This window comes from Pseudomonas sp. MC6, from assembly GCF_054790575.1.
The window spans coordinates 1330172-1347625 of record NZ_CP186504.1 but is presented as its reverse complement, the minus strand read 5'-3'; the positions used below and the strand labels follow the sequence as shown (position 1 = coordinate 1347625).

At 57.8% G+C, this 17454-nt stretch carries 18 protein-coding genes and 3 tRNA genes; 12 read left to right on the top strand and 9 right to left on the bottom strand.

The window, feature by feature from the left end:
- Positions 1-19: 19 nt before the first annotated feature.
- The 10 genes from ACOYXE_RS06165 to ACOYXE_RS06120 all read left to right on the top strand — a co-directional run bounded on the left by ACOYXE_RS06165 (position 20) and on the right by ACOYXE_RS06120 (position 8283).
- The gene (locus tag ACOYXE_RS06165) at positions 20-1084 is read left to right on the top strand and encodes an NAD(P)H-dependent flavin oxidoreductase (protein ID WP_160058182.1); all 1065 of its coding nucleotides are present in this window, start codon (positions 20-22) and stop codon (positions 1082-1084) included.
- A 175-nt stretch (positions 1085-1259) separates the two neighbouring features.
- Positions 1260-2027, top strand: a complete 768-nt coding sequence (gene modA / locus ACOYXE_RS06160) for a molybdate ABC transporter substrate-binding protein (RefSeq protein ID WP_160058184.1) — start codon at positions 1260-1262, stop codon at positions 2025-2027.
- A 1-nt stretch (position 2028) separates the two neighbouring features.
- Positions 2029-2709 (top strand): molybdate ABC transporter permease subunit, encoded by a 681-nt coding sequence (gene modB, locus ACOYXE_RS06155; RefSeq protein ID WP_160058195.1) that lies wholly within the window; start codon positions 2029-2031, stop codon positions 2707-2709.
- Between the two features lie 3 nt (positions 2710-2712).
- A complete protein-coding gene (gene modC, locus ACOYXE_RS06150; protein WP_460928217.1) occupies positions 2713-3792 on the top strand; it encodes a molybdenum ABC transporter ATP-binding protein in 1080 nt (359 codons plus the stop codon).
- A gap of 72 nt (positions 3793-3864) precedes the next feature.
- Entirely contained in the window at positions 3865-4902 is a 1038-nt protein-coding gene (locus ACOYXE_RS06145; protein WP_160058199.1) for a DNA topoisomerase IB, read from the top strand.
- Between the two features lie 144 nt (positions 4903-5046).
- Positions 5047-6684 carry an ATP-binding cassette domain-containing protein gene (locus ACOYXE_RS06140; RefSeq protein WP_460928214.1) on the top strand — a complete coding sequence of 546 codons (1638 nt, stop codon included), beginning with the start codon at positions 5047-5049 and terminating at the stop codon, positions 6682-6684.
- A 71-nt stretch (positions 6685-6755) separates the two neighbouring features.
- On the top strand, positions 6756-6986 hold the full coding sequence (locus ACOYXE_RS06135) for a hypothetical protein (RefSeq protein WP_160058203.1): 231 nt from the start codon (positions 6756-6758) through the stop codon (positions 6984-6986).
- Between the two features lie 118 nt (positions 6987-7104).
- The gene (locus ACOYXE_RS06130) at positions 7105-7335 is read left to right on the top strand and encodes a hypothetical protein (protein WP_007912278.1); all 231 of its coding nucleotides are present in this window, start codon (positions 7105-7107) and stop codon (positions 7333-7335) included.
- A 264-nt stretch (positions 7336-7599) separates the two neighbouring features.
- A complete protein-coding gene (locus ACOYXE_RS06125; RefSeq protein ID WP_160058205.1) occupies positions 7600-7884 on the top strand; it encodes a hypothetical protein in 285 nt (94 codons plus the stop codon).
- A gap of 237 nt (positions 7885-8121) precedes the next feature.
- Positions 8122-8283: a hypothetical protein gene (locus ACOYXE_RS06120; RefSeq protein WP_174244458.1), complete on the top strand. Its 162-nt coding sequence runs from the start codon at positions 8122-8124 to the stop codon at positions 8281-8283.
- A gap of 206 nt (positions 8284-8489) precedes the next feature.
- On the opposite strand, the gene ACOYXE_RS06115 is transcribed toward ACOYXE_RS06120, so the two are convergent.
- The 8 genes from ACOYXE_RS06115 to ACOYXE_RS06080 form a co-directional block, all read right to left on the bottom strand.
- A tRNA-Leu gene (locus tag ACOYXE_RS06115) sits at positions 8490-8576 on the bottom strand.
- A 196-nt stretch (positions 8577-8772) separates the two neighbouring features.
- Positions 8773-8846, bottom strand: a tRNA-Cys gene (locus tag ACOYXE_RS06110).
- 46 nt (positions 8847-8892) lie between these two features.
- Positions 8893-8968: transfer RNA gene (locus tag ACOYXE_RS06105), tRNA-Gly, on the bottom strand.
- 60 nt (positions 8969-9028) lie between these two features.
- On the bottom strand, positions 9029-9589 hold the full coding sequence (pgsA, locus tag ACOYXE_RS06100; protein ID WP_007950102.1) for a CDP-diacylglycerol--glycerol-3-phosphate 3-phosphatidyltransferase: 561 nt from the start codon (positions 9587-9589) through the stop codon (positions 9029-9031).
- A gap of 32 nt (positions 9590-9621) precedes the next feature.
- Positions 9622-11445, bottom strand: coding sequence for an excinuclease ABC subunit UvrC (uvrC, locus tag ACOYXE_RS06095; RefSeq protein WP_460928211.1), 1824 nt, complete (start codon positions 11443-11445; stop codon positions 9622-9624).
- A 2-nt stretch (positions 11446-11447) separates the two neighbouring features.
- On the bottom strand, positions 11448-12089 hold the full coding sequence (gene gacA / locus ACOYXE_RS06090) for a response regulator transcription factor GacA (RefSeq protein WP_016984198.1): 642 nt from the start codon (positions 12087-12089) through the stop codon (positions 11448-11450).
- 127 nt (positions 12090-12216) lie between these two features.
- Positions 12217-12660, bottom strand: a complete 444-nt coding sequence (locus ACOYXE_RS06085) for a GNAT family N-acetyltransferase (protein WP_460928208.1) — start codon at positions 12658-12660, stop codon at positions 12217-12219.
- Positions 12657-13418, bottom strand: a complete 762-nt coding sequence (locus tag ACOYXE_RS06080; RefSeq protein ID WP_460928206.1) for a carbon-nitrogen hydrolase family protein — start codon at positions 13416-13418, stop codon at positions 12657-12659. The genes ACOYXE_RS06085 and ACOYXE_RS06080 overlap by 4 nt, the downstream gene beginning before the upstream one ends.
- 615 nt (positions 13419-14033) lie before the next feature.
- Here ACOYXE_RS06080 and ACOYXE_RS06075 point away from each other — a divergent pair.
- Positions 14034-15110, top strand: coding sequence for a 3-deoxy-7-phosphoheptulonate synthase (locus ACOYXE_RS06075; protein ID WP_460928204.1), 1077 nt, complete (start codon positions 14034-14036; stop codon positions 15108-15110).
- Positions 15111-15163: 53 nt separating this feature from the next.
- On the opposite strand, the gene ACOYXE_RS06070 is transcribed toward ACOYXE_RS06075, so the two are convergent.
- Positions 15164-16243 (bottom strand): hypothetical protein, encoded by a 1080-nt coding sequence (locus ACOYXE_RS06070; protein ID WP_460928202.1) that lies wholly within the window; start codon positions 16241-16243, stop codon positions 15164-15166.
- A gap of 335 nt (positions 16244-16578) precedes the next feature.
- Here ACOYXE_RS06070 and ACOYXE_RS06065 point away from each other — a divergent pair, with 335 nt between their 5' ends.
- Positions 16579-17448, top strand: coding sequence for a lipase family alpha/beta hydrolase (locus ACOYXE_RS06065; protein ID WP_160060105.1), 870 nt, complete (start codon positions 16579-16581; stop codon positions 17446-17448).
- The last annotated feature ends 6 nt before the right edge of the window (positions 17449-17454 follow it).

Sequence of the window (17454 nt, the reverse complement as noted above, 5' to 3'; positions counted from 1 at the left end):
AGTTTGGAGTACCGCCTTCATGAGCCAATGGCCAGACACGCGCATTCTTGACCTGCTCGGCATTGAACTGCCGATCATCCAGGGCCCGATGGCCGGCGCGACAAATTCGTCCATGGTAATCGCCGTGTGCAATGCCGGTGGCCTGGGCTCGATGCCGGCAGCGATGCTGAGCCTCGAGCAATTGCGCGAAGAGCTGAACACCATTCGCCAGCACACCGACAAGCCCTTCAACGTCAACTTCTTCTGCCATCAGCCACCGCCGGCCGATGAGCAACGTGCAAGTGACTGGAAGCATTTGCTGGAACCGTATTACCGCGAACTGGGCGTGGATTTCACTGCACCGACTCCGGTGTCCAATCGGGCACCGTTTGATGCGGCAGCCTGTGAAGTGCTGGAAGAGTTTCGACCTGAAGTCGTGAGCTTCCATTTCGGTCTGCCAGAGAAATCCTTGCTCGAGCGGGTCAAGGCAACCGGGGCGAAAATTCTCTCATCGGCCACGACGGTCGATGAAGCGATCTGGCTGGAACAGAACGGCTGCGACGCGATTATCGCCATGGGCTACGAGGCCGGCGGGCATCGCGGCATGTTTCTCAGTGATGATCTGAGCAGTCAGGTCGGCACGTTTGCCCTGGTGCCTCAGGTGGTTGATGCGGTGAAAGTGCCGGTGATCGCTGCCGGGGCGATTGCCGATGCTCGCGGTGTGGCGGCGGCGTTCTTGCTGGGCGCTTCGGCAGTACAGGTCGGCTCAGCCTATCTGTTCACGCCGGAAGCGAAAGTCAGCGCAGCTCACCACAAAGCGCTGCGCACCGCCAAAGAGAGCGAAACGGCGATCACCAATATTTTTACCGGGCGACCAGCGCGGGGTATTCTCAACCGCGTCATGCGTGAGCTGGGTCCGATGTCGCCGACGGCACCTGCATTTCCCTTGGCCGGTGGTGCACTGATGCCATTGCGAGCGATCAACGAAGCCGAATTTGCCAACCTCTGGGCGGGTCAGGCATTCACTCTCGGCCAAGACATCGGCAGCGCTGAACTGACCCGGCAATTGGCCGAAGGTGCATTGGCAAAACTCACTCGCCAGTGACGCTAAACGGAGTGAGGATTCAAGCATCCTCACTTTGGCTTTAACCAACACTTCCTGTTTGGCGGTATTTCGCTATATATTTCTCTATATAGCGAATACACCCTCGCATCGGCGCAGTCCACCTCCACCTCCAACAACAACTGCCCTCTGCACCCGCCAACAACGGAGCTGTTACATGACCACTCGCGCATCACGTTTTGCCCCTACCTGCCTGGCCTCATTGCTCGCCGTCTTCGCCATCGGCACTGTTCAGGCTGATGAAGTACAGGTGGCGGTGGCAGCCAACTTTACCGCGCCGATCCAGGCCATCGCCGCCGATTTCGAGAAAGACACCGGGCACAAACTGGTCGCCGCCTACGGCGCCACCGGCCAGTTCTACACCCAGATCAAGAACGGCGCGCCATTTGAAGTGTTCCTCTCCGCTGACGACACCACCCCGGAGAAACTGGAAAAAGAAGGCGACACCGTCAAAGGTTCGCGCTTCACCTACGCCATTGGCACCCTGGCGTTGTGGTCGGCGAAAGAAGGTTATGTCGATGCCAAAGGCGAGGTGCTGAAAAACAACGAGTATCAGCACCTGTCCATCGCCAACCCGAAAGCGGCGCCGTACGGCCTGGCCGCCACGCAAGTGCTGGAAAAACTCAAACTGGCCGAAGCCACCAAAGCCAAGATCGTTGAAGGCCAGAACATCACGCAGGCTTACCAGTTCGTCTCCACCGGCAACGCCGAACTGGGGTTTGTCGCCCTGTCGCAGATCTACAAGGACGGCAAAGTCAGCAGCGGTTCGGCATGGATCGTCCCTGCGAGCATGCACGACCCGATCAAACAGGACGCGGTCATTCTGAATAAAGGCAAAGACAACGCCGCTGCAAAGGCACTGGTTGAATACCTCAAAGGCCCGAAAGCCGCTGCGGTGATCAAGTCCTACGGTTACCAGCTCTAAAATGTCGCTGACGAGTGCCGATTTCGCGGCGATCTGGCTTACCCTGAAACTGGCGTCCCTGACCACCGCGATCCTGCTGGTTATCGGCACTCCGATTGCCCTGTGGTTGTCGCGTACCCGCTCGTGGTTGCGCGGCCCGATTGGGGCGATCGTCGCCCTGCCCCTCGTACTGCCACCGACCGTAATAGGTTTCTATCTGTTACTGATGATGGGGCCGCACGGTTTTCTCGGCCAGTTCACCCAATGGCTGGGCCTGGGCACCCTGACTTTCAGCTTTACCGGGCTAGTGATCGGCTCGGTGATCTATTCCATGCCGTTCGTGGTGCAACCGTTGCAAAACGCGTTCTCGGCGATCGGCACCCGTCCTCTGGAAGTGGCCGCGACCTTGCGCGCCAATCCCTGGGACACATTTTTCAGCGTGATTGTGCCACTGGCGCGCCCCGGATTTATCACCGCAGCTATTCTTGGCTTCGCACATACGGTTGGTGAATTTGGCGTGGTACTGATGATTGGCGGCAACATTCCCGACAAGACCCGCGTGGTTTCCGTACAGATCTACGACCACGTCGAAGCGATGGAATATGCCCAGGCGCACTGGTTGGCCGGGGCGATGCTGGTGTTCTCGTTTCTGGTGTTGCTGGCGTTGTACTCCAGCCGCAAGACCCGCGCAGGCTGGAGCTGATTGATGATTGATGTACGTCTGAACATTGCTTATTCGGGTTTCAACCTCGACGTCGACCTGAACTTGCCGGGACGCGGCGTGACCGCGCTTTATGGGCATTCCGGCTCAGGTAAAACCACCTGCCTGCGTTGCATCGCCGGGCTAGAACGCGCCGAACAGGGCTTTATCCAGATCAACGACGAAGTCTGGCAGGACAGCGGCAACGGCATTTTCGTCCCGCCACATAAACGCGCGCTCGGCTATGTATTTCAGGAAGCCAGCCTGTTTCCTCACCTGTCGGTGTTGGCCAATCTGCAATTCGGCCTCAAGCGCATCGCCAAGTCCCAGCGTCGGGTCGACATGGCGCAGGCCACCGAACTCTTGGGCATCGGTCATTTGCTAGAGCGCCATCCTCAGCATCTGTCAGGTGGCGAACGCCAGCGCGTCGGCATCGCCCGCGCGCTGCTGACCAGCCCGAAACTGCTGTTGATGGACGAACCATTGGCCGCTCTCGACAGCCAGCGCAAAAGTGAAATCCTGCCGTATCTGCAACGTCTGCATGACGAGTTGGAAATTCCGCTGTTGTACGTCAGCCATGCGCAGGACGAAGTTGCGCGGCTGGCGGACCATCTGGTGTTACTCAGCGAAGGTAAAGCGCTGGCCAGCGGCCCGATCGGTGAAACCCTCGCGCGCCTCGACCTGCCGATGGCGATGGGCGATGACGCGGGTGTGATCATTGAAGGCCAGGTCAGTGCTTACGATGCGCAATATCAGCTCCTGAGCCTGCAACTGCCGGCCACCGAGATGAGCATTCGCGTAACACATGCACCGATGAAGGTCGGCCAGACACTGCGTTGCAAAGTACACGCCCGGGATATCAGCCTGACCCTGCAGAACAGCGAGTTCAGCAGCATTCTTAATCGACTGCCGGTGACAGTGATCAGTGAACAATCAGCCGACAACGCCGCGCACGTGCTGATTCGTCTCGATGCGGGCGGCACCCCGCTGCTCGCGCGCATCACGCGTTATTCCAGAGATCAATTGTGCGTGCACGCGGGCCAGCGATTGTGGGCGCAGATCAAAGCGGTCGCGGTCCTCGCCTGAATCATTCGGCACGACGGCGATGGCGTGCGGTCAATCGTTTTACAGACCGCCGCGCCATCGAAGGAAACCGCCATGCCCGACACCGAGTTGATCGCCGAATTGCCATCCGACCTGCATTACGTCGATGACACCCAGCCCGGTATCACCCGCAAAAAATTGCGTGGCAAGTTCAGCTATTTCGAACCTTCGGGCCAACGCATCAACGATCCGGACGAAATCAAACGCATCAATGCCCTCGCGGTGCCGCCAGCCTATACCGACGTGTGGATCTGCCCCGACCCGCGCGGTCATCTGCAAGCCACCGGGCGTGATGCCCGTGGCCGCAAGCAATATCGCTATCACGCGCGCTGGCGCGAAGTGCGCGATGCCGACAAGTATTCGCGGCTACGCGAGTTCGGTCTGGCGTTACCTAAATTGCGCAAGCAACTGGAAGCGCTGCTGGCGGCGCCCGGCTTCAGTCGCGACAAGGTCATGGCTACGGTGATCACCCTGCTCGATGCCACGCTGATCCGCGTTGGCAACACGCAATACGCCCGCGACAACCGCTCCTACGGCCTGACCACCCTGCGTAGCCGACATGTCGAGGTCAACGGTAGCGCGATCCTGTTCCAGTTTCGCGGCAAGAGCGGCATTGAGCATCAGATCACCGTCAAGGATCGACGCCTGGCCCGGATTATCAAGCGTTGCCTGGAGATTCCGGGACAGAACCTGTTTCAGTACCTGGATGAAAACGGCGAGCGACACTCTGTCAGCTCCTCTGACGTCAACGCCTACCTGCAAACCCTGACCGGCGCCGATTTCACCGCCAAGGATTACCGCACCTGGGCCGGTAGCGCTTTGGCTCTGGCGGTGTTGCGCGAGTTGCAATGGGAGTCGGAGACCGAAGCCAAACGGCATGTGGTAGAGATGGTCAAAGGCGTCGCCAAGCAGTTGGGCAACACCCCGGCGGTCTGCCGAAAATGCTACATCCACCCCGCCGTGGTAGAAAAATTCATGCTCGGCGCCCTCGCTGAACTGCCACGTCCGCGCGTGCGCAAGGGCTTGCGTGCCGAGGAAGTGGCGTTGGCGATGTTTCTTGAGCGAATGAGCGAAATGACCGACGTGCCTTGATCTGCTGCGCCGCGCCATCTAGGCTAGCCACCTTCCCCTCTTTCGGACGACCGCAGAAGTGAACAACTCAGCCTTCTAAAAATGTAATCGCGACACGCCGCCTCAGGCGCTTGTCAGTTTTCACGACATTTTTTCGAGGTGCCGATGACTCACGTCTCGCGTACAACCACACTCGTTTCCCTGAATCAACTGGGTTTTCAGTTCGCCAACGGCGCAACACTGTTCGAAGCCCTGAACCTCAATTTCGATGGTCAACCGACCGCTATCGTCGGGCGCAATGGTGTTGGCAAAAGTGTGCTCGCACGCTTGATCGCCGGGCATTTGCAACCCACTTCCGGCAGCGTGATACGTTCGACTTCTGCACACTACGTTGCACAAACCTTCATCACCACATCTGGGCAAACCGTAGCCGACGCGACAGGGACGGCCACAGTTTTCAGCGCGCTGGAACGACTGAAACTCGGCTGTGCCATAACCGAAGATTTCGACTTGATCGGCGAACGCTGGGATCTGGCGGAGCGCTTGCGGCAGATGCTCGATGATGCCGGGTTGGCCGACATCAATGCTGCGGATCTGACGGAACACCTCAGCGGTGGTCAGCAAGCCAGAATTGCCCTGATCGGTGCGCTGTTGAGGCAGGCGCAATTGCTGGTGCTCGACGAGCCCACCAATCACCTCGACACCGCCGGTCGACAATGGCTGATGAGCTCGCTTGATCGCTGGCATGGCGGGCTGATTGTCGTCAGCCATGACCGGCAACTGCTGGAACACATGCAGCGAATCGTCGAACTTACGCCTCTGGGGGCAACCATTTTCAGCGGCAGGTTTTCGGAATTCGCCGAGCATCGCCGAGTACATCAACAAGCGGCGCAGGCGCAACTTGATCAGGCTCGCAGCGAGCGTCAGCGCGAACGTACGCGACTGCAGCGCGAGCACGATACGATTCAGCGCCACGCGGCTGGCAGCCGGCGCAATGCGCAAACTGCCAACGCTTCTGGCTTCGAACGGGCGACGATGAAAGCGGCCGCGCGGGACATCGTGGGACACGTAAAGGTCGGCCATCAGGCACGTAAATCCGATCTGGATGAGCGCGTTCGTGAGGCGTACGCCAATGTCCTGACGGACGACAGCGTGCTGATCAATCTACCGGGCAGTGTGGTTCCGAATAACCGCCGGGTGAGCACGCTGATCAACGCCTGCTTGCCATGGTTGCCGGCAGATGCGCTCAGCACTCGACTTGATCTCGCCATTCAAGGGCCGATGCGCATCGTTGTCAGCGGTCCTAACGGTTGCGGCAAATCAACGCTGTTGAGATTGCTGGCTGGCGAGTGGGCACCCATGAGCGGCGAGTGCATCACGCATGTGCCTTTTGCCTTTCTCGATCAACAGCTGAAACTGCTGGATCCCGATACATCCATTGTTGATCAATTGCTGGCACAGCAAACGCCTCTGAGCGAAGGCACGTTGCGCACCTTCCTCGCTCAACTGCAACTGGATGCGCAACGTGCCACCCGGCCTTGCGCTGCCCTCAGTGGTGGTGAACGACTGAAAGCTGCACTTGCGTTGGCGCTGTGGCGCCAGACGCCTGCGCAATTACTGCTGCTGGATGAACCCACCAATCATCTTGATCTGGCTTCAGTGGAAGCTTTCGAACAAGCCTTGCGGACATTTCCTGGAGCGATTGTCGTGGTTTCCCACGATCAGGCATTTCTACGGGCGTTAAACCCAAGCCATGATTTGACCTGGCACCGCGAAGGCTGGCGCTGGAAACCGATGAGCTGAGCTGTCTATTTTTTGCACGTTTGCCAAGGGCTTCTATAGTTGATCTGACACGAATCAGCTGCGGTGACGCCATGGAAGACATTTTCGTCGTGAAGCGTTGCAAGAAGATCACCATTTATGGTCGACGCGCCGGAGACAGTCGGCATGATCCAGCCGATGCGTGTAGCTGGTTTCGCATCTGCGATACACGCACTGGCGGTTTCATCGGCGATGGCTTTGACGCGGAAGAGGACGCTCGACGTGAATGCAAACGCCTCAACGCAGCCAGCTCCCCATCACCGGCCCGCCAGTCTTCCGTCTGATGCCGATCAGAAGCGGGTCTATACTGAAATCAGCTGAAGGAGCAGCGCCCCACGGCAGAAGGCTCGCAACACGCGGGCTGTTTGCTGCAGCTCAGGTTTCATAGAACGGAGGTGTTCCATGTCCGAAAAAGAGTCCATCACCACCCTCCTCACCTTGCTCGACGCTCGGCAAGCGCGCCTCGCGGCCGCCTGCAAAGAGATCGCCGACTGGGTCGATCACCAAGGCGGACACCCTACCGCCCTACGCATACGTGACCGGCTGAACGACATCGAAAAAGATGCTCCGCTGATTCGCAATACGCTATCTGCGCTCAAACCCCTTGATCGGCCACTGCCTAGGTTCAGATAACTTCTGACTTCGCCACGATCTCAGGAACTTGCCTCCAAGCGGTGACACGTCGGTCACCGCGCGCACGTGCGCCTGTTCTGGTTACTTCTCCAGCGATTGCATTTTTGACCTGACGACCGCATCTGCACGCCTACAGTGAAATCACTTCTATGGACAGCAATCCTCCCACCCGCCCGCATGCGGGTGTTTTTTGCCTGAGTCCAAGCGCCGAACGGCGCTGTGCATGAGTTGTCAAAACTCATACATGTCGCAAAGGAGACAGTGATGGTTATCCATTTCAACGTCGACGGGCATCTGGCCTGTGGGCACCAAGGCAAACAACTTTCGGCAAGCCGCGAACTCAATCGTGTGAAATGCCGCAGTTGCCGCAATACCGATGCCTACAAACAGGCACGAAAGGATCAGCGCAACGCCACTCGCCGAATGGCTCGTCAGGCCAAAGCCTCGCACGGCGCCGCGAACTGGCGCGCAGAATGGATCGACCGCCTGACAACAATGGCCGGTCTTCAGCGCTTGCCTCGTGGATTCAGCGGGCAAGCATTCGTCTAGCAGTGCGTATTTGCAAGGCACGAAAAAGGCCTGCATGAGAAAACTCATGCAGGCCTTTGATATTCATGGCGCAACGCGGCACTGTCCGAACATTCTCGTGGACTGAATCCCGCCGATCTGCTGAGCCTCGCTGTAGCACAGATGAGGCACGGAAGGATGAACATACGTTCATCGAAAACATGGCTCGATGCGTCTAGGCTGCGGGTTCCGACATAGTGACTACAGGAGTAACCCACCATGTTCTCGCACGAAAGCATCCCGCTTGTTGCCATCTTCATCATCATGCTCATCGGCGTGCTTGCCGCCTTCCTGCACCCGATGCACGCGTTCTTCAGCTGGCTTAAGAGACGAAGTGAACGATCTTCATCTCGCTCTTCGAAAGAAGTGGACTCGCGCTGAATTTTTCCATACAAGCCCGGCTACGTCCGGGCATCTTTTCGGAACGCCCTGCAACCTGCCGATTGTAGCCACCGGATTCCCTTTCCTTTACCTAAAGCCCAAGGAGTGTGGGTGCGCCAATTCCGGCGCGCTTATGACCTGGATTGCTAACCCAGAAACAAACAAGGGCTTGCATCAGCTTTCGCCCGCAAACCCTTGATTCAAGATGGTGCCCGAAGCCGGAATCGAACCGGCACGCCCTTACGAGCGGGGGATTTTAAGTCCCATGCGTCTACCAGTTTCGCCATTCGGGCGGTAGCGCGGTGTTGCTGTCTTCTGCTGCACGGTAGCGATCCTGAAAGGATCCAACCTTGAACAGCAGTGCGGGAAATATATACATCACTTCCCGGTGAAGCAAGTTCGCAATGGCCGTTTTTCAAGACTAAATCTTGCAGCGCAGTGCAAATAAAAAAGCTCCGTAAATCATGGATCTACGGAGCTTGTTTATAGTGGAGGCCGAGGTCGGAATCGAACCGGCGTAGGTGGATTTGCAATCCACTGCATAACCATTTTGCTACTCGGCCTCAAAGCATCTGCTGTCAGTAGCACAACAACAAACACTGTACAAATTGGAGCGGGAAACGAGACTCGAACTCGCGACCCCGACCTTGGCAAGGTCGTGCTCTACCAACTGAGCTATTCCCGCTTGGTGATGCGCATTCTATAGAATTAAGAAGCTCCGTCAACCCCTTGATTCAAAAAAGTTTTATTTCTTTTCAACATCGGTCTTCAGGTGCGGCCAAGCTGCGCGAAGGTATTGAACCATCGACCACAATGTCAGCCCAGCAGAGACCATCAGCAACGCGTAACCCAGGATAACCCAGAAACTGAAGTCCTTCGGATTGGCCAGCAGGATCACCAACGCGAGCATCTGCGCGGCGGTTTTCCATTTACCGAGATTCGAAACGGCTACGTGGGCACGGGCACCGAGTTCGGCCATCCATTCACGCAAGGCCGACACCACAATCTCGCGACCGATGATGACAGCAGCCGGCAGAGTGAGCCAGAGATTGCCGTGTTCCTGGACCAGAAGCACCAGTGCCACTGCGACCATGAGTTTGTCGGCGACCGGATCGAGAAACGCACCGAACGGCGTGCTTTGCTCCAGACGGCGGGCCAGATAACCGTCCAGCCAATCCGTCGCTGCCGCAAAGGCAAACACCGAGGCGGACGCCATGTAACTCCACTGGTAAGGCAGATAAAACAGCAAAATGAAGATCGGGATGAGCAGGACGCGTAGAACGGTAATCAGATTAGGGATATTCATCGGCACAACTGGCTACGAGGTGAAGGGGCATTCTACTCGCTATGCAGGTTTGCATAAATCGACTCTGCGAGCTTTTTACTGATCCCCGGGGCTTTGGCGATCTCTTCGATGCTTGCACGAGACAGCTCCTGCAATCCACCAAAATGTTTCAACAAATCACGACGCCGGGTCGGCCCGACGCCCGCAACGCCTTCCAGCGTTGACGTACGGCGGGTTTTGCCACGACGTGCGCGGTGTCCTGTAATAGCGAAGCGGTGCGCCTCATCGCGGATCTGTTGAATCAAGTGCAGCGCCGGCGAGTCGCCACGCAAGGTGAACTCGTGCGCCGCATCATTTAGATACAACGTTTCGAAGCCCGCCTTGCGAGTAGCGCCTTTGGCGACGCCGAGCAGAATCAGATCCGGCACGGCCAGCTCGTTGAGAACATCGCGAGCCATCGACAACTGACCCTTGCCACCGTCCACCAGCAAGATGTCCGGCAACTTGCCCTCGCCTTCCTTGAGTTTGCTGAAACGTCGCGTCAGGGCTTGGTGCATGGCGGCATAGTCGTCACCCGCCGTGACACCTTCGATGTTGTAGCGCCGATAGTCCGACTTGATCGCGCCTTCCGGGCCAAACACCACACAGGAAGCAACCGTGGCCTCACCACTGGAATGACTGATGTCGTAGCATTCCAGACGCTGCGGCGGCTCATCCAGGTTCAACACTTCGGCCAAGGCTTCAAACCGCGCGGCCGTGTGCTGACGATTGGCCAAACGTGCGCCCAACGCCTGTTCTGCGTTGGTCACCGCCAGTTGCTGCCAGCGCGCACGCGTACCACGCACGCGATGACTGATGGTCAATTCGCGGCCACGCAGTTCATGGATCGCTTCGATCAGCGTCGGAAAATCTTCATGCACAACGTTGACGATCAGTTCGCTGGGCAAATCGCGCTCAGGGCTGCTGATGAAATATTGGCCAAGAAACGCGGCCATGACTTCCGACACATCCTCTTCGATTCCAACTTGCGGGAAGAAATTCTTGCTGCCCAGCACGCGCCCGCCACGGACACTGATCAAATGCACGCAGGCGCCGCCCGGATTGACGAATGCCGCAATGACGTCGATGTCCCCCGTGCCGCCTTCCATGCTCTGCTGATCCTGAACCCGGCGCAGTAACGCTATCTGATCCCGCAACTCGGCGGCTCGCTCGAACTCCAGGTTGATCGCAGCCTCTTCCATCGCCGTCGACAGTTCGTTGGTCAGCGCGTGACTACGCCCCTCAAGAAACATGACCGAGTGGCGCACGTCTTCGGCGTAAATCTCGGGCTCGACCAGCCCGACGCAAGGCGCTTTACAGCGTTTGATCTGATATTGCAGACATGGACGGGTACGGTTCTTGTAGTAGCTGTCTTCACACTGGCGAACGAAGAAGGTCTTTTGCAGCAGACTCAAGCTTTCGCGTATGGCGCCGGCGCTCGGATAGGGGCCGAAATATTTGCCTTTGGCTTTTTTCGCCCCGCGATGAATGCTCAGGCGCGGGAATTGGCCGTCGGACAGAAACACATAGGGATAGGATTTGTCGTCGCGCAACAGAATGTTGTACGGCGGCCGCCACTCCTTGATCAGCGTTTGCTCAAGCAGCAGCGCTTCGGTTTCGTTGGCGGTGATGGTCGTTTCGACCTGCGCAATGCGCCCGACCAACGCGGCGGTCTTGGGTGCCAGACCGGTTTTGCGAAAGTAGCTGGCCAAGCGTTTTTTCAGGTTCTTGGCTTTGCCCACGTACAGCAGGCGCGCATCGCTGTCGAACATGCGATAGACGCCCGGGCGCCCACTGACTGTCGACAGAAAAGCGCCGGAATCGAATGTTTCAGTCATGGTCAGAGGCTGGCATCAACCATGCCGTGACGAACCGCCAACAGTGTCAACTCGACATCGCTGCTGATCGAAAGCTTCTCGAAAATACGGTAGCGATAGGTGTTCACGGTTTTCGGCGACAGACATAACTTGTCGGAAATGATCTGTACCTTCTGACAGCCGACAATCATCAAGGCGATTTGAATTTCCCGCTCGGACAAGGCATCGAAGGGAGAGTCGTTGGACGGCTGGAAGGACTTGATCGCCAATTGCTGGGCAATCTGCGGACTGATATAGCGTTGGCCGGCAAATACCAGGCGAATGGCCTGGACCATTTCCGGCAAGCCCGCGCCTTTGGTCAGATAACCCGCAGCACCAGCCTGCAGCAAGCGTGTCGGGAACGGGTCCTCTTCACACACCGTTACTGCGACCACCTTTATATCCGGATGACTGCGCAACAGTTTGCGCGTGGCTTCCAGGCCGCCGATGCCAGGCATCTTGACGTCCATCAGCACCACATCGGGCTTCAACTCTCGGGCCTTGATCAGGGACTCTTCCCCGGATTCGGCCTGGCCAACCACTTGCAAGCCATCGATATCGGCCAGCATACGTGTAATGCCTGTGCGAACGAGATCATGGTCATCGACCACTAGCACCCTAATCAAGCAGACACCTCGCGATATGGTCATATTGGGATGCCGGACACCTTAGCAAAAAGTCCCCCACAGACCTAGCGGAAAGCGTCATTTAAAAAGTTTCAATTCGTCATTGAGGGCTTGCCGGCCGTGGGTTTCAGAGCACACATGTACTTATATCAAGCTGCATTCGCAGAAAACACTCATCCGTGCCCCGAACCTGTAGGCCTTTTCTTTCATACAAGTTTCTCGCCGGATTATTGTCGAATACGGTCAGGCGTAAAGCGGGGCGTCTTTCTTTGCGGGCCATGCCGATAACCTGATCAATCGCCCAGGAACCCGCACCTCGCCCCTGAAACGCTTCAGCAATCTGCAATTCACGAATGTACAGCGCGCGCATGTCCCGGCTGAGGCTGAGAAAACCCACCGGCACATCACCTTGCACTATCAGCCAGTTCTGCCGCCCCGGCCACGCTACGTCAAACGCTTCGTCCTGCCATAACAAGTCATGGTGAATGTAATAGCGCAGCATGTTCTGACAGGTGAGATCGCGGGCAAAAGGCAGATCTTCCAGAACCGCAAGCCGTAACTGGAATGTCATTGGGCTTGCGCAACAGGAGCAACTCCCCCTTGCCAAACACCTTCGTTACGTCGGGCGACAACCAAAAGATCCCCAGCCCCCGTTGCTGCGACAATCAATGAACCATCCTCAGACCAGATGCAACTGCGCCCCGCAGATTGCCACCCGCCCGTCAGCCCACCGTGATTGGCCATCAGCACAGCCATCGAGTGTTGCCGAGCGTAGCCTTGAAGTATCGCCGTGTCGGCCGCATAGCCTTTCTCGCTGATCAAAACACCGGCGGCGTACAAGCCAGCGCCCTTATCTGCGGCCGTCGCAGCATGACTGGAATGCGTGAAATCCGCGCACACCGCCAACGCCACGACGCTCCCGGCGATATTCAGGGTCGGGCCACCGAAACCAGGTGCAAAAACAAGCTCCTCGCCCGTGTGCAAATGCTGCTTGCTGTAAACACCGAGAGAGCCGTCAGCGCCCAGCACCAGGGCACCGATCAGCACCGACAAACTGCCCTCCAACCGGATAGGCATACCGACAACGGCAGTCACCCCACGCTCTCGGGCCAAATCCCTCAGGCGACGCAGCACAGCATCTTGCGGGGCAATCGCCAATGCCGCCGCGTCCTGTCCTTCATAGCCTGTCAGCGACAATTCGGGAAAAACCAGCAACTCAACACCCTGCTCCGCTGCTGCCTCAATGAAGCGGCAATGTCGGACAATGTTCCCGGGAAGGTCACCGGCAATGGAAATCATCTGGGCAGCAGCAATGGTCAGTGTCGACACGGTTCATCCTTGGTAATCAGGCAAAACCCAGAGTGTCGCCACTCTTGCGTGCGCCTGGCAATAGGCGTTTTGTTGATTACGCGATAGCAATTTCTGATTGCTGAGGCGTATCGGCCTCTAGTAAGCTCGGCGCATTCATCGGAGACAGACCATGTTCAACGCCCTCTCACAGCTTCGTACCGCCAGCGCCCTGCGCTCGGTTGCGGCTGCCCGGGTGAATGGCGTTTGTGCTCCGGTCAGCTTTTATTTTGGGTATTGGTTTAGCCACTGGCGCGCCTGATACCCAAACGGCGCCCATAACAACGGGTCGCCTACCAGAGAATTCTCAACCCCCGGTCGGCCTCCCGACCGGGGGTTTTGTTTTTTCAGCCCCTGATTTTTCAGCAACACACCAGACACTTTGAGGATTCACGAAATGAACTACGCCACTTATTACCGTTACGACAGCTTTAGCGCCTGGCGATTTACCAGCTTCCGCTCGGGACAGCCTGCCGCCTCCGATCGGTCACCTACAGGTGGCAAGCACACACATATAGCCAATACGGCCAACTGTCGAACACCCCAATAGGGCCGAGCGCGCGGGACGAACCCGCCGCCAGCCCAGGAAGACCGAATATGAACTCGTCCGTTTCTGCTCTGCCACTGTCCACCCTGAACCCTGCCAACGAAGCATTGACTCTGCATCTACCCAGCTCGTTGCAACTCAAACAGCAATTGCCCCTGAGCAATGCCCTGAGCAAGCAAGTCGCCGCCCATCGCCAAGCGGTCCGCGCCATTCTCAATGGCCAGGATCAGCGTCTGCTGATCATCGTCGGTCCCTGCTCTATCCACGACCCCCAATCCGCACTTGAGTACGCCGGCAAGCTCGCTCGACTGGCTGAAGAAGTCAGCGGCGAAATGCTCTTGGTGATGCGCGCCTATGTCGAAAAACCGCGTACCACGGTCGGCTGGAAGGGCCTGGCCTACGATCCGCATCTGGACGGCAGTGATGACATGGCTGGCGGTCTCACCCTGTCGCGGGAACTCATGCTGGAAATGATCCGCCTCGGCTTGCCGGTGGCCACAGAACTGCTGCAACCGATGGCCGCCGGTTACTTCGATGACCTGTTGAGCTGGGTGGCCATTGGCGCGCGCACCACTGAATCGCAGATCCACCGTGAAATGGCCAGTGGACTGAGCATGCCGGTCGGCTTCAAGAACGGCACCGACGGCGGCGGCGCCATTGCGGTTGACGCCATGCGTTCGGCCGCCCATCCGCACCGGCATTTCGGCGTCGACAGCCAAGGTCATCCGGCCATCATTCAAACGTCAGGTAACCCCGATACTCATCTGGTACTGCGCGGGGGCCACAAAGGGCCGAACCATGATCGCGAGAGCGTGGCAAAAATCCACGCTGATCTGGACAGACTGAAGATTCCGAGCCGAATCATGGTCGACTGCAGCCACGCCAACAGTGGCAAGGATCCATTGCGTCAGCCAGGCGTCTTCAACGAAGTGCTTGAGCAGCGCTTGCAAGGTGACCGCGCGCTGATCGGCATGATGATTGAATCTCACCTGTTCGAAGGCTGCCAACCGCTGACCGAATCCTTGCGCTACGGGGTTTCAATCACCGATGGCTGCCTCGGTTTCAGCGCAACAGAACACTTGCTGCGTGCCGCCGCCCAGCGCCTCGCCGAACACGCCAAAGATTGACTTCCAGACCAACCCTCCGGACTCATGGCAAACCGGAGGGCTGGTCGATCCCGCTACGCCTCTACTCGCACCGGTGTGGCAGCCGAGTCCTGACTGACATCGTCCAGACGCTCAACTGTGTAGGCTACCCGCACGGTCGTGCCATCGTGCTCACGCCAGAATCGGTGCGGCACGATAAAGATCAGCGGCTTTCCCGCCGTTTCCCGTGTAATTTCACGGTCATCCCGATGATTGAAAAGATCGCCGTCGCACTTGAGATAAACCAGCTCACCTTCCTGCGTCCGGGCATTACCGATCACGACGGTGACACCATCGACTGAGTCTTCTTTCAGCAACACGCCATCTTCAGCCTCCAGCACGTCGGGAGTCTCCAGCTCACCACGAAGGAACGGAGTGACGAGGATTATTGCCGACTCGGATTCTCGAACCGCGCCATCGGACTGTTCCACTCGATAGCGCACCGACACCTCACCACCGAGATGTGCAGCGATATGCGCCCCGTCAACCCAGAATGACAGCACGTCAGCGACAGCAAAGGATTCGACTTTCAGGCTGTCGCTGAACGTCGCCGGCAATGCGTCGGCGCCCCACAGCAATGTGACACGATCCCCCACCGCCATGCGGGCGTAAGGCTGGAGCACGATAAGCGTGCCTTCTGTCACCCGCTGCGGATCCAGTGTTCCCGCTATCGCCCCCTCGACAATTGGCGCAAGCAGCTGCGGCCGTGTATCTCCCACAGACAATTGCACGCGTGCAGATGACGCTGGGACTGATGAGCTTGCACTGAGCAGTTTCCAGTGAACCTCCAGCGAACCGCCATCCAGTGCGGCGATGTGCATGCCTTTGATAACGAATACGACATCCTTGCCGACCTGGGCTTCGCTGACATAGCGCACCATTTCATGCTGATAAGCGAAGCCCTCTATATCCAGACCGTCCCAACTCAACAGCAACTGATCGCCACAGGCCATGTTTGCATAAGGGGCAATACGGGCAACGACTCTGCCAAGAGAAGGGTCAAGCACCGCCCCCTCCAGACAATCGAGGATCGCTGCTGGCAGCAGTTCGCTCGCCACACAGGGACTGACGGGGTGGCGCATCCGGTAGCAAAACTCGACTTCATGCGTGTGCATTAGTGGCTCCATTCCTTGGAAAAAACGCCGTATCGGTGGACGGCGTCGACAGCCAACATTTAACGCGCGCTCTCACATTTTCGATGTCAGCCCGATCCGCCGCAGGCCCCCGGCAAAAGCCTCCAGCTGGGTAGGCAAACTGCACAGAACTGCTATCAACCAGGTGAAAGACGGCCGCAACTTCCGATTCGGATTTCATAAGTATCTGAAAATTCTTACAACCCCTAGTCCATATTCAACGGCCAATAGAAGCCTCTTCTTACTTCGTCAACGGGATGAGTGTTTTAGAGTGGCCCCCGGACTCCCCGATGAACTTCTGCGAAAAAGGTAAGAACATGCAACGGAATGCTTCAACTCGTTATCCCGTCCTGTTGGTACACGGCCTGTTCGGATTTGAGCGCATCGGTCATTTCGAGCTGTTCCATGACGTAAAGAACGCGCTGAAAGCCGGCGGCAGCCGAGTGTTTGTTCCGCACCTCTCTGCCACCCATAAAAACGAAATACGAGGTGAACAACTGCTCGCACAGATTGATCGTGTCTTGCGGGGCACAGGTGCTGACAAAGTCAATCTCATTGGACACAGCCAGGGCGCATTGGCTGCTCGCTACGCTGCCGCGCTCGCACCACACGCCGTCGCCTCGGTGACCTCCGTCAGTGGCCCAAACCATGGCTCGGAGCTGGCTGACTTTCTGCGCAAGGCGCTAGTGCCTGGGCGACTGCCCGAGGCGGTCGCACAGAATGTGGCGACCCTGTTTGGCAACTTTCTTTCGTTGCTCAGCGGCAATGCGAGATTGCCGCAAAACGCACTGGCAGCACTCCATGCCCTGACGACAGAAGGAGTGGGCGATTTCAACGACAAGTTTCCTCAGGGGTTGCCCGGGAGCTGGGGCGGCCAAGGCGCGGCGCTAGTCAATGGTGTGCGTTATTACTCATGGAGCGGCGTGCTGCCGGCTCACAGTCCTTCAACACTCGATCCGACACGGAACATTTGCCATGCGCTATCGCAATACTTCATGACCGAGACGCAGCAGAATGACGGTTTCGTCGGCCGCTTCAGTTCTCATCTGGGGCAGGTTATCCGCTCCGACTATCCGCTGGACCATCTGGGCAGCCTGCGCCGCACAGACAGCACCATCACTACCCTGCCCGACCCGATTGAACTGTACGTTGAACACGCCGAACGTCTGCACGCCGCGAATCTCTGAGCAAAG

Bases quoted from the DNA above. Each gene is read 5' to 3' on its own strand.
- ACOYXE_RS06070 (WP_460928202.1), bottom strand. From the start codon at position 16,243: ATGCACACGCATGAAGTCGAGTTTTGCTACCGGATGCGCCACCCCGTC.
- ACOYXE_RS06135 (WP_160058203.1), top strand. From the start codon at position 6,756: ATGGAAGACATTTTCGTCGTGAAGCGTTGCAAGAAGATCACCATTTAT.
- modA (WP_160058184.1), top strand. From the start codon at position 1,260: ATGACCACTCGCGCATCACGTTTTGCCCCTACCTGCCTGGCCTCATTG.
- ACOYXE_RS06125 (WP_160058205.1), top strand. From the start codon at position 7,600: ATGGTTATCCATTTCAACGTCGACGGGCATCTGGCCTGTGGGCACCAA.
- ACOYXE_RS06075 (WP_460928204.1), top strand. From the start codon at position 14,034: ATGAACTCGTCCGTTTCTGCTCTGCCACTGTCCACCCTGAACCCTGCC.
- uvrC (WP_460928211.1), bottom strand. From the start codon at position 11,445: ATGACTGAAACATTCGATTCCGGCGCTTTTCTGTCGACAGTCAGTGGG.
- ACOYXE_RS06065 (WP_160060105.1), top strand. From the start codon at position 16,579: ATGCAACGGAATGCTTCAACTCGTTATCCCGTCCTGTTGGTACACGGC.
- ACOYXE_RS06140 (WP_460928214.1), top strand. From the start codon at position 5,047: ATGACTCACGTCTCGCGTACAACCACACTCGTTTCCCTGAATCAACTG.
- modC (WP_460928217.1), top strand. From the start codon at position 2,713: ATGATTGATGTACGTCTGAACATTGCTTATTCGGGTTTCAACCTCGAC.
- ACOYXE_RS06130 (WP_007912278.1), top strand. From the start codon at position 7,105: ATGTCCGAAAAAGAGTCCATCACCACCCTCCTCACCTTGCTCGACGCT.
- ACOYXE_RS06120 (WP_174244458.1), top strand. From the start codon at position 8,122: ATGTTCTCGCACGAAAGCATCCCGCTTGTTGCCATCTTCATCATCATG.
- pgsA (WP_007950102.1), bottom strand. From the start codon at position 9,589: ATGAATATCCCTAATCTGATTACCGTTCTACGCGTCCTGCTCATCCCG.
- ACOYXE_RS06085 (WP_460928208.1), bottom strand. From the start codon at position 12,660: ATGACATTCCAGTTACGGCTTGCGGTTCTGGAAGATCTGCCTTTTGCC.
- ACOYXE_RS06145 (WP_160058199.1), top strand. From the start codon at position 3,865: ATGCCCGACACCGAGTTGATCGCCGAATTGCCATCCGACCTGCATTAC.
- modB (WP_160058195.1), top strand. From the start codon at position 2,029: ATGTCGCTGACGAGTGCCGATTTCGCGGCGATCTGGCTTACCCTGAAA.
- ACOYXE_RS06165 (WP_160058182.1), top strand. From the start codon at position 20: ATGAGCCAATGGCCAGACACGCGCATTCTTGACCTGCTCGGCATTGAA.